This window comes from Streptomyces sp. NPDC111656, from assembly GCF_055656965.1.
The window spans coordinates 67,689-79,392 of record NZ_JBVKCA010000011.1; the positions used below are offsets into that span (position 1 = coordinate 67,689).

At 68.6% G+C, this 11,704-nt stretch carries 7 protein-coding genes and 1 pseudogene; 1 reads left to right on the forward strand and 7 read right to left on the reverse strand.

The features are described 5' to 3' along the window. Positions 1-475: 475 nt before the first annotated feature. The 3 genes from ispG to dxr all read right to left on the reverse strand — a co-directional run bounded on the left by ispG (position 476) and on the right by dxr (position 4,392). Positions 476-1,633: a flavodoxin-dependent (E)-4-hydroxy-3-methylbut-2-enyl-diphosphate synthase gene (gene ispG / locus ACZ7M3_RS29525; RefSeq protein WP_095852303.1), complete on the reverse strand. Its 1,158-nt coding sequence runs from the start codon at positions 1,631-1,633 to the stop codon at positions 476-478. A gap of 174 nt (positions 1,634-1,807) precedes the next feature. Continuing rightward, positions 1,808-3,112, reverse strand: a complete 1,305-nt coding sequence (locus tag ACZ7M3_RS29530; protein ID WP_472066996.1) for a M50 family metallopeptidase — start codon at positions 3,110-3,112, stop codon at positions 1,808-1,810. Then, a complete protein-coding gene (dxr, locus tag ACZ7M3_RS29535) occupies positions 3,109-4,392 on the reverse strand; it encodes a 1-deoxy-D-xylulose-5-phosphate reductoisomerase (protein WP_472066998.1) in 1,284 nt (427 codons plus the stop codon). The genes ACZ7M3_RS29530 and dxr overlap by 4 nt, the downstream gene beginning before the upstream one ends. A gap of 242 nt (positions 4,393-4,634) precedes the next feature. Between dxr and ACZ7M3_RS29540 the strand changes: the two genes are divergently transcribed. Continuing rightward, a complete protein-coding gene (locus tag ACZ7M3_RS29540; protein WP_452970342.1) occupies positions 4,635-5,087 on the forward strand; it encodes a lamin tail domain-containing protein in 453 nt (150 codons plus the stop codon). 254 nt (positions 5,088-5,341) lie between these two features. Here the strand turns inward: ACZ7M3_RS29540 and secA are convergent. The 4 genes and pseudogenes from secA to ACZ7M3_RS29560 all read right to left on the reverse strand — a co-directional run. Next, positions 5,342-7,888, reverse strand: a pseudogene (gene secA, locus ACZ7M3_RS29545) (preprotein translocase subunit SecA); the annotation flags it as partial. Between the two features lie 16 nt (positions 7,889-7,904). Further along, entirely contained in the window at positions 7,905-8,390 is a 486-nt protein-coding gene (locus tag ACZ7M3_RS29550) for a hypothetical protein (protein WP_472067000.1), read from the reverse strand. Between the two features lie 103 nt (positions 8,391-8,493). Further along, the gene (locus ACZ7M3_RS29555) at positions 8,494-10,425 is read right to left on the reverse strand and encodes an acyl-CoA dehydrogenase family protein (RefSeq protein WP_472067002.1); all 1,932 of its coding nucleotides are present in this window, start codon (positions 10,423-10,425) and stop codon (positions 8,494-8,496) included. A 159-nt stretch (positions 10,426-10,584) separates the two neighbouring features. Continuing rightward, positions 10,585-11,391: a GH12 family glycosyl hydrolase domain-containing protein gene (locus ACZ7M3_RS29560; RefSeq protein WP_472067004.1), complete on the reverse strand. Its 807-nt coding sequence runs from the start codon at positions 11,389-11,391 to the stop codon at positions 10,585-10,587. Positions 11,392-11,704: the final 313 nt, after the last annotated feature.

The following is an 11,704-nucleotide window of genomic DNA, read 5'->3' on the forward strand; positions in this document are numbered from 1 at the left end:
CCTCGGGCGGGGCTGTGCCCCTAGAACCCCGCCCGCCCCAAGTTGCCTGTCTGCGGGTGCGTGGGGGCCGGGCGCGCAGTTCCCCGCGCCCCTCAGGCGGGGCTGCGCTCCGGAAACCCCGCCCACCCCACGTTGCCTGTCTGCGGGTGCATGGGGGCTGGTCACGCAGTTCCCCGCGCCCCTCGGGCGGGGCTGCGCCCCGAATTCCACGGCCGCCCGGAGTTGCTTGTCTGCGGGTGCGCGGTTCCCTGCGGCCCTGAAAGCCCCGGGTCGGCCGGCGTTCGGGAGCGAGGGCCGCCCGCCATTCGCCCCGGCCCGCACCATTCAGCCCGTCCGGCGTTTGAGGACGAGGCCGTTCAGGCCGATGCGGGGGTCCGGGGGGCGCAGCGCCCCTGGCGGGGTCGAAGGGGCGGAGCCCCTGGGGATGGGTCGGGTAGGGGCGGCGGGGGCGGGACACGGTGGTTCCGCCCGTGGGTCAGCCCGCCACCGATACCGAAGGCTCGCCGGAGGCGATGCCGTCGGCCTCCATCTGCTCGGCGAGCTTCATCGCTTCCTCGATGAGCGTCTCGACGATCTTCGACTCGGGGACCGTCTTGATGACCTCGCCCTTGACGAAGATCTGCCCCTTGCCGTTGCCGGAGGCGACGCCGAGGTCGGCCTCGCGGGCCTCGCCCGGACCGTTCACGACGCAGCCCATGACGGCGACGCGGAGGGGGACCTCCATGCCGGTGAGCCCGGCGGTGACCTCTTCCGCCAGCTTGTACACGTCGACCTGGGCACGCCCGCAGGACGGGCAGGAGACGATCTCCAGGCCCCGCTGCTTGAGGTTCAGCGACTCCAGGATCTGGAGACCGACCTTGACCTCCTCGGCGGGCGGTGCCGACAGGGACACCCGGATCGTGTCGCCGATGCCCTCGGAGAGCAGCGCTCCGAACGCCACCGCCGACTTGATCGTGCCCTGGAAGGCGGGGCCCGCCTCCGTCACACCGAGGTGCAGGGGGTAGTCGCACGCCGCCGCCAGCTGGCGGTAGGCGTTGACCATGACCACCGGGTCGTTGTGCTTGACCGAGATCTTGATGTCCCGGAAGTCGTGCTCCTCGAAGAGGGACGCCTCCCAGAGGGCGGACTCGACGAGCGCCTCGGGGGTCGCCTTGCCGTACTTCTGGAGGAGCCGCTTGTCGAGCGAGCCCGCGTTGACGCCGATCCGGATCGGGGTGCCGGTGTCCTTCGCGGCCCGCGCGATCTCCTTGACCTGGTCGTCGAACTGCTTGATGTTGCCGGGGTTCACACGGACGGCCGCGCAGCCCGCGTTGATCGCCGCGAAGACGTACTTCGGCTGGAAGTGGATGTCCGCGATGACCGGGATCTGGGACTTGCGGGCGATCGTGGCGAGCGCGTCGGCGTCGTCCTGGGTCGGGCAGGCCACCCGCACGATCTGGCAACCGGAGGCCGTCAGCTCGGCGATCTGCTGCAGCGTGGCGCCGATGTCCGACGTACGCGTGGTCGTCATCGACTGCACCGAGACGGGTGCGTCTCCACCCACGGCCACGGTTCCGACCTGGATCTGCCGGCTCTTCCGACGCTCGGCGAGCTTGGTCGGAACGGACGGCATGCCGAGAGAAATCGCAGTCATCTGCTGTGCAACCCCAAGTTGTGGATCAAGGTCCCGGAATCGTGGGCTCCAGGCTCCGAGATTACGGCACCGGCGCACGCCCGAGCACATCACGCCCCTAAACCCACCCAACGGATGGCGGCCGGGCACCCACGGTGCCCGGCCGCCACGAACGGTGTCCTGCCAAGAGACCGTCTAGGAGATTTTCACCGGGTTAACAACGTCCGCGATGAGGACGAGGATCGTGAAGCAGACGAAGATTCCGGCCACCACATAGGCCACCGGCATCAGCTTCGCCACGTCGAACGGGCCCGGGTCCGGCCGCCTCAGCACCTTCGCCGCGTTCCGCCGCAGCGACTCCCACAGCGCGCCCGCGATGTGCCCGCCGTCGAGCGGGAGCAGCGGGAGCATGTTGAACAGGAACAGGGAGAGGTTGAAGCCCGCGACCAGCAGCAGCATCATCGCGACCTGCTGCGATGCCGGGATGTCGAGGGTGAAGACATCACCGCCGATACGGGCCGCGCCGACCACGCCCATCGGGGAGTCCGCCTTGCGTGGGCCGTCACCGAAGGCCGCGTCCCACAGGTCGGGGATCTTGCCGGGCAGCGAGACCAGCGACTCGACGCCGTTCTGCATCATGTCGCCCATGCGGTCCACGGACTGGCCGAACGACTGCTGGACGATGCCGGAGGCGGGCGTGAAGCCGAGGAAGCCGGCGTACACGTATTTGCCCTCGACATAGCCGCCGTTGCCGTCGGTCTTGCTGACCTGGTTCTTGATCAGGTGAGCGCTCAGGTCCACCCTCTGGCCCTTGCGCTCGACGGTGAGCGTGACGTCCTTGCCGGGGTTGGCGCGGATGTCGGACTGCAGCGCCGCCCAGTCGTCGATCGCCTTGCCGTTGAACGCGACGATCTTGTCGCCGCCTTTGAGCCCGGCGGCCTTGGCGGGCGCGGCCTGGTCGCCGACCGCGCACTTCGACCGGTTGTCGCTCTGCTGGATGACACAGTCCGAGACCTTGCCGACCGTGGTGGTCTGGGTCTGCACCCCGAAGGTCATCATCACGCCGAGGAAGATCGCGACGGCCAGGACGAGGTTCATGAACGGGCCCGCGAACATCACGATCACGCGCTTCCACGGCTTGCGCGTGTAGAAGAGGCGGGTCTCGTCGCCGGGCTGGAGCTCCTCGAAGGCGGCCGATCTGGCGTCCTCGATCATGCCCCGGAAGGGGGAGGTGGAGCGCGCCTCGATACGGCCGTCCGGGCCGGGCGGGAACATCCCGATCATGCGGATGTAGCCGCCGAGCGGAACCGCCTTCACTCCGTACTCGGTGTCGCCCTTCTTCCGTGACCAGATGGTCGGCCCGAAGCCGACCATGTACTGCGGCACCCGGATGCCGAAGAGCTTGGCCGTCGACAGATGTCCCAGCTCGTGCCAGGCGATCGAGATGAGCAGGCCGACCGCGAAGACGACTATGCCGAGGATCATCATCAGGGTCGTCATGCACGAGCCTCCGCGGTTGTCGTCTGTGCCATTGGTGCTGTCCGTGCCGTCTGCGCGGTCAGTTCACGGGCCCGGGCGCGCGCCCAGGTCTCCGCTTCGAGGACGTCCGCCACGGTCAGGGAAGTTCCCGTTCCGGGTGTGCCGTGTTCCTCGACCACCCGGGTGACGGTCTCCATGATCCCGTTGAACGGCAGGGCGCCGTTCAGGAACGCGTCCACGCACTCCTCGTTGGCGGCATTGAACACCGCCGGGGCCGTGCCCGCGAGCTGCCCCACGTGCCGGGCGAGCCCGACGGAGGGGAACGCGTCGTTGTCGAGCGGGAAGAACTCCCAGCTCGACGCCTTGGTCCAGTCGAAGGCGGGCGCCGCGTCCGGGACGCGTTCGGGCCAGCCGAGACCGATGGCGATCGGTCCCCGCATGTCGGGGGGCGTCGCCTGGGCCAGTGTCGATCCGTCTGTGTACTCAACCATCGAGTGGACATACGACTGCGGGTGCACGACCACCTCAATGCGATCGAAGGGAATGTCGTAGAGGAGGTGCGCCTCGATGACTTCCAGCCCCTTGTTGACCAAGGTCGCGGAGTTGATGGTGATCACCGGGCCCATGGCCCAGGTGGGGTGCGCGAGCGCCTCGGTGGGAGTGACGTGCGCCAGCTCCGCCTTCGTACGCCCCCGGAAGGGTCCGCCCGAGGCGGTCACGACCAGCTTGCGCACATCGGCGCGCGTGCCGGCCGCCAGTGCCTGGAAGAGCGCCGCGTGCTCGGAGTCGACCGGGATGATCTGGCCGGGCTTGGCCAGCGCCTTCACCAGCGGGCCGCCGACGATGAGCGATTCCTTGTTGGCGAGCGCGAGGGTGCGGCCCGCGTCCAGGGCGGAGAGGGTGGGGGCGAGGCCGATGGAACCGGTGATGCCGTTGAGGACGGTGTGGCAGTCGGAGGCGGCGAGCTGGGTGGCGGCGTCCGCGCCGGCCAGGATCTCGGGAAGGGCCTCACCGGGGGCGTACTCGGCCGTGAGCGCCTCCCGCAGCGCCGGTACGACGTCCTCGCGCGCGACCGCGACCGTGCGTACGCGCAGCCGGTGGGCCTGCTCCGCGAGCAGTCCGACCCTGCCGCCGGCGGCGGACAGCGCGGTGACCCGGAACCGGTCGGGGTTGCGCAGCACGAGGTCGATGGCCTGGGTGCCGATCGAGCCGGTGGAGCCGAGGATCACGACGTCCCGGACTCCGTCCACGGGGTCGAAGACGAGATGCGGATCAGCGAGGGGGGCTGGACTGTCGCTCATCCCCCCATTGTGGCCGCTGCGCGACCCGCGCAGGACAGGGCTCCCCACTTCTCCTCCCTTCTCCTCTCTTCTGGCCCCGTTGGCACGCCGATCTGGCCCCGTTAGCACCCCGACGTGCCGGAGGAAGCGAAATCACCCTTTGTGAAACCAGCGTGAAGATCATGTGATAGCACTGCATGCACGTCGTCACTCTCACTGGCCGGTGGACGACCGGCCGGGGGACGACACCCTGGGGGGTTCTCATGCGGATACGCGCCGCCCTGCCCGCGCTCGCGGGCGCCGTGGCACTGACGGGCACGTTCCTTCTCAGCACTCCGGCGCAGGCGGCCGGCGGTGTGACCATCTACCACGTCTGGTTCGACAGCCCCGGTTCGGACAACCGCTCCAACGCGAGCCTCAACGCCGAGTGGGTGCAGATCAAGAACACCAGTGCGACAGCGATCTCGCTCAAGGGCTGGATCCTGAAGGACGTCTCGAACCACAGGTACACCTTCCCGAACGTGAAGATCGGGGCGCACAAGACCATGAAGGTGCACACGGGCAGCGGTCGGGACACCGCGGGGGACAAGTACCAAAACCGCCGCGCGTACGTCTGGAACAACACCAGCGACACCGCCACTCTCACCAAGGCGAACGGCGGCAAGGTCGACGCGTGCTCGTGGACGACGCGGGACCCCAGCGACAAGTACTGCTAGCCCCTGCCGCCGCTGTCGGCCCCGCGTCCTCACCGCTTGCGGCGGCGCCGCGCCTTGGACCTGCCGGGGTGCGCGCCGCCGCGTGAGGGCGCGTCGGTCGGCGCGGGGGCAGCCTCGGGCGCGTCGGCGTCCGCCGGAGCGAAGTCGCCCTCGACCACACGCTCCGCCGTGTCCATGGTGGGGGCCGTGAAGTGCAGGTCCTCGACCCGGTCGCGGCGTTCGAGGGTCCCGGGCGCACCGCCGGAGGCGTCCAGGTTGAAGACGTAGCCGACGGACTCCTCCTTGATGGCGTCGGTCATCGCGCCGTACATGTCGAAGCCCTCGCGCTCGTACTCGACGATGGGTTCCCGGCCGAGCGTCCAGCGCAGACCGATGCCGTCGCGGAGGTAGTCCATCTCGTAGAGGTGCTCGCGCCATTTGCGGTCGAGGACGTTGAGGACGACCAGGCGTTCGAGGTCGCGCAGGGCCTCAGTGCCGAGTTCGGCCTCACGGTCCTCGTAGCGGCCGTGGATGTCCCCGGTCACGGCATCGACCAGGTCGTCGGAGGTGAGGTTCGCGCGGTCGCCGGCCGCCTCCTCCAGGCCCTCGATCGTGACCCGTACCGGATAGAGCTGTTTGAAGGCGCCCCAGAGCCGCTCCAGGTCCCATTCCTCGGGGAAGCCCTCGCTGGTCTCCTGTTCGATGTACGCCCGCACGGTGTCGTCCATGAAGTGCAGGAGCTGTTCGCGCAGGTCCTCCCCCGCCAGGACGCGGCGGCGCTCGGCGTAGATGAGGGTGCGCTGCCGGTTGAGCACCTCGTCGAACTTCAGGACGTCCTTGCGGGACTCGAAGTGCTGCTGCTCGACCTGGGCCTGGGCGGAGGCGATGGCGCGGGTGACCATCTTGTTCTCGATGGGGATGTCGTCGGGGACGTTCGCCATGGCCATCACGCGGTCCACGACCTGGGCGCGGAACAGGCGCATCAGATCGTCCTCCAGGGAGAGGTAGAAGCGAGAGGCGCCGTTGTCGCCCTGTCGCCCCGAGCGGCCGCGCAGCTGGTTGTCGATACGGCGGGACTCGTGGCGCTCGGTGCCCAGCACATAGAGCCCGCCGAGCTCCTTGACCTCCTCGTGTGCCGCCCCGACCGCGGCGGTGACGCGCTCGCGCACCTCGCGGCAGGCGTCCGGGTGCTCCTCCTCGGTGAGTTCGCTCTTCTCCAGCTCGGCGGCTATGAGGGACTCGGGATTGCCGCCGAGCATGATGTCGGTGCCGCGGCCCGCCATGTTGGTGGCGACGGTGACGGCGCCCTTGCGGCCCGCCTGGGCCACGATCTGGGCCTCGCGCTGGTGGTTCTTGGCGTTGAGCACCTCGTGCCGGATACCGCGCTTCCTGAGCAGCGCGGAGAGCAGTTCGGACTTCTCCACCGACGTGGTGCCGACGAGGATCGGCTGCCCCTGGGCGTGCCGCTCGGCGATGTCGTCCACGATGGCGGCGTACTTGGCGTCCACGGTGCGGTAGATCTGGTCGGGGTCGTCGGCGCGCTTCGGGGGCCGGTTGGTCGGGATCGGCACGACCTGGAGCTGGTAGATCTGGTGGAACTCGGCCGCTTCCGTCATCGCCGTGCCGGTCATGCCGGCGAGCTTCTCGTAGAGGCGGAAGAAGTTCTGCAGGGTGATCGTGGCGAGGGTCTGGTTCTCGTCCTTGATCGTCACCCCTTCCTTCGCCTCGATCGCCTGGTGCAGCCCCTCGTTGTAGCGGCGCCCCGCGAGGATGCGGCCGGTGTGCTCGTCGACGATCAGCACCTCGCCGTCCACGACCACGTAGTCCTTGTCCCTCTTGAAGTGCTCCCTGGCCTTCAGGGCGTTGTTGAGGTGCCCGATGAGGGAGGTGTGGTCGGACTCGTACAGGCTCTCGATGCCGAGCTGGTCCTGGAGGTACTCGACGCCCCGGTCCAGGATCGCGACGGTGCGTTTCTTGGGGTCGTACTCGTAGTCGTACGTGGTCCGCAGCGCCGCCAGTTCCTCCTTCTCGGCAGGCCGGGTGAAGAGCTCCTCCTGGACGCGGACGCCCTTCATCCGTCGTACGAGCCCCGCGAACGCCTCGTACCACTGGGTGGGCTGGTCGGCGGGACCGGAGATGATCAGCGGGGTGCGGGCCTCGTCGATGAGGATGGAGTCGGCCTCGTCGACGATCGCGAAGTGGTGGCCGCGCTGGACGAGTTCGTCCCTCGACCAGGCCATGTTGTCGCGCAGGTAGTCGAAGCCGAACTCGGTGTTGGTGCCGTAGGTGATGTCGCAGGCGTACTGGGCGCGGCGTACGGCGGGCGTCGACTCGGACTTGATGACACCGACGGTCAGGCCCAGGAAGCGGTAGGCGCGGCCCATCCACTCGGCATCGCGCTCGGCGAGGTAGTCGTTGACCGTGACGAGGTGGACTCCCTTGCCTGCCAGGGCGTTCAGATAGACGGGCAGGGTGGCGACGAGGGTCTTGCCCTCCCCCGTCTGCATCTCCGCGATGTTGCCGAGGTGCAGCGCCGCGCCGCCCATCACCTGGACGTCGAAGTGACGCATGCCCAGGGTGCGCCGGGCCGCCTCGCGCATCGTGGCGAAGGCCTCCGGCAGCAGGTCGTCCAGGCTCTCGCCGTCGGCGTGGCGCCGTTGGAACTCCGGGGTGAGGGACTGGAGTTCCTCGTCGGACAGGGCCCTGAACTCCTCGTCCAGGGAGTTGACCTGATCGACGACGCGCTGGAGCCTGCGCAGCACCCGGCCCTCGCCGGCCCGCATGATCCTGCCGGTGATGACGTCCAGACCTTTGCCCGGCATAGGAATTCCCCCAGAACTAGACGGCGTCCGCGAGCAGCCGAATCCAGTGATTGGCTCGCTGCAGAATGTGGACGCCCTGCTGATTCGCTTTGATCACTTCGCGCAGGACGGGATCGTCGACCACGTCGAGCGCGCTCTTGAAGAGTTGCTGGATGACGGGCCGTTCGCCCGGCCGTCCGGCGTCCAGCAGACCGTCGACGTCACGGAGGTCGATGCGCCGGATCCGTACGGCGTCGAAGGAGGGCACCGGCGGGCGCGGCTCCGTGTCGACCAGGGCGAGCGCGCAGTCGTTGAGGAGAACCGCGAGCGCGTCGCGGTGCGCCTCGAAGGTCTCGGGCGCGACTTCGCGCAGCTTCTGCGCCAGCGGCCGCACTTCCTTGCGGACGGTCCGCAGGGCCCCTGCGGGATCCGGTTCGTCGAGCTGAAGCCGGGCCTCGGAGCGGGCGCGCGTCAGCTGCGCGGAAAGGCCGTGACCGTGTTCTTCCCCGATTCCTCGGCGCATCTGTCGTCCCCGTTCGCCATTCTCCTCATTGTTGACGCACATATTCGGTGCGGCAAGCGGCGGAATGGCGAACCGGGACGGCAGTGAATTCCTGGGGATAAGGTCAGCGAATGGGGCGGTGGACGTTTTCCTTCCGGCTCGGGCCGGGCGTCGCGTCGGCGATCCAGGGGCCTTCACCGGACGGGTCGATCACGCCCTGCTCCAGCCATTCGTACGTGCCCGCCAGTACGCCCTTGACGACCTTGCGGTCGAGGTCGTCGGTGTTGCTCCACAGGCGGCCGAAGAGTTCGTCGACGCGGATGCGGGACTGGCGGCAGAAGGCGTCGGCGAGCTGGTAGGCCTGGCGGCCGTGCTGCCCGGTGAGGCGCAGGTGTTCGGCGCGCACACAGGCCGCGCTCATCGCGAAGAGCTCGGCGCCGATGTCGACGATCCGGCCCAGGAAGCCCTGCTTGGTCTCCATCCGGCCCTGCCAGCGGGACATGGCGTAGAACGTGGAGCGGGCGAGCTTGCGGGCGTTGCGCTCGACGTAGCGCAGATGCGGGGAGAGATCCACGTGCCGGTTGAACTCACCGTACGAGCGCGGGAGTTGACCCGGGCCCGCGACCAGTTTCGGCAGCCACTTGGCGTAGAAGACACCCGCGTTCGCGCCCGCCTTCGCCTTGTCCGAGAGGGACTTGTCGGGGTCGATGAGGTCACCGGCCACGGAGAGGTGGGCGTCCACGGCCTCACGGGCGATCAGCAGGTGCATGATCTCCGTCGAGCCCTCGAAGATGCGGTTGATACGCAGGTCGCGCAGGATCTGCTCGGCGGGCACCGCCCGCTCACCGCGCGCCGCCAGCGACTCAGCGGTCTCGAAGCCACGGCCACCGCGGATCTGGACGAGTTCGTCGGCCATCAGGCAGCCCATCTCGGAGCCGTACAGCTTGGCGAGGGCCGCCTCGATGCGGATGTCGTTGCGGTTCTCGTCGGCCATCTGGGAGGACAGGTCGACGACGGCTTCGAGGGCGAAGGTGGTGGCCGCGATGAAGGAGATCTTGGAGCCGACGGCCTCGTGGAGGGCGACCGGCTTGCCCCACTGCTCGCGGGCCGCCGACCACTCGCGGGCGATCTTCAGACACCACTTGCCCGCGCCGACGCACATGGCGGGCAGCGAGAGACGGCCGGTGTTGAGCGTGGTGAGGGCGATCTTCAGGCCCGCGCCCTCCGGGCCGATCCGGTTCGCCGCGGGGACCCGGACCTGGTGGAAACGGGTGACGCCGTTCTCCAGGCCGCGCAGCCCCATGAAGGCGTTGCGGTTCTCGACGGTGATGCCCTCGGAGCCGGCCTCCACCACGAACGCCGTGATGCCGCCCTTGTGACCCTCGGACTTCGGGACGCGCGCCATGACGACCAGCAGATCGGCGACCACGCCGTTGGTCGTCCAGAGCTTCACCCCGTCGAGGACGTACTCGTCACCGTCCGGGACGGCGCTCGTGGCCAGCCGCGCCGGGTCGGAACCGACGTCCGGCTCGGTGAGGAGGAAGGCCGAGATGTCGGTGCGGGCGCAGCGCGGCAGGAAGACGTCCTTCTGCTCCTGGGTGCCGAAGAGCTTCAGCGGCTGCGGTACGCCGATCGACTGGTGCGCGGACAGCAGGGCGCCGATGGCCGGGTTCGCGGAGCCGACGAGGGCGAGCGCCTTGTTGTAGTACACCTGGGTGAGGCCGAGACCTCCGTACTTGGTGTCGATCTTCATGCCGAGGGCGCCGATGTCCTTGAGGCCGTCGATGACCTCGTCGGGGATCTGTGCGTCGCGCTCGATACGGGCCGAGTCGATCTTCGTCTCGCAGAAGTCGCGCAGCTTGGCGAGGAACTCCTCGCCGCGCTGCACGTCGTCCTCGGCGGGCATGGGGTGCGGGTGGATCAGGTCGAGGCGGAAGCGGCCGAGGAACAGTTCCTTGGCGAAGCTGGGCTTGCGCCAGTCCTGTTCGCGGGCCGCCTCCGCGACCTGTCGTGCCTCACGTTCAGTGACGGTGGGCTGGTGGGGTGTTGCGGACATGAGGCTCACCTCGCCGCGCATAGGGAACTTGGGGATCTTCGTTACCGACGGGTGCTACTCGATCGTATTTACCCGAATTCGGGCGACCCCACCAGTCCTGGCGCGCGTTCGCCTGAACGTGCGCCTCCTGCACGTGTGCCCCCTGTGCGCAAGCCGATGTCAGCCGATGTCGACCGAGTACGCCTTGGTGTCGAGCCGTCCCGAACCGCGGAAGACCTCGCTGCCCGCCTCGACGCCGGAGAGGTACTTGTCGTTGCCGAGCAGCTTGCGGCGGACCAGGGCCTGGGTGAAGTCGTCGAGGTCGAGGGAGGCCTTGGTGGTGTTGGCGCGGCGGACGAAGGAGTACACCTTCCAGCCGATGTCGCCCTGGTAGATGTCCCACATGGCGCCGTCGAGGCTCACACTGCCGTACTTGGTGCCGAGGGGGCCGGCACCGCCCTGCCGGTTGAGCCAGACCATGATTTCGTCGGTGGGCTGGTCCTGCCAGTCCGCGTTGTTCTTGGCGTGCAGCCACAGGTCGTACGCGACGTTCATGGTGCCGGGGTCGGAGCTGACCGAGAACTCCCAGCTGGTTCTGACCGGCTTGCGGTCGCCGACCCGGACGGGCAGTTCGGTGGCCGCCTTGTCGGTCTTCCAGCCCCAGTGCCAGCCGAGCACGGTACTGGCGTACGACTTGACGCTGTTCTCCTTGCCGGCCTTGCTGGTCCAGGAGTAGTTCGTGCCCCAGCCGATGGTGTCGCCGGAGCGCGAGGTGTCCCAGACGCACTGGGTGCCTGTGCCGTCGTCCTGCCCCCAGAGGTTGTTGTTGACGTAGTACTTGCCCATCGTGACGGTGTCGAAGGCGCCGCACTTCTTGCTGGCCTCGCCCGCCTGGGCGACGGTGACGCCCGCGGCGGCCGCGAGCGCCACCGTTCCCGCGAGCATCGTCTTCGCCTTCTTGGACAGGCGCGGTCGGCGGTGTTGCATCGGGGGTCCTTCCGGAAAACGGTCTGCGTACGCCTTCTCAGTGACCACCGGCCCTCAAAAGGTTGCCGCCGTGTGCAAAAGGTTGCCGCCGCGTGGCGAAGTCCGGCGCGGGAAACGTACCGGCGCACGACACTGGAAACACGCCCGAGCACGGCACCGCGAACATGCCGTCGCGCGGCACGACACCGGCTCCCGTCCCGCGCCGCAAGAATCCTGTCGAAGCGCTTCGACAACCTATGGACACCCACCACCCGTCGAGCTACTGTCGAGCCACCCTCACACGCCCTTATCCGCAATGCGCACTGTCGAAGCG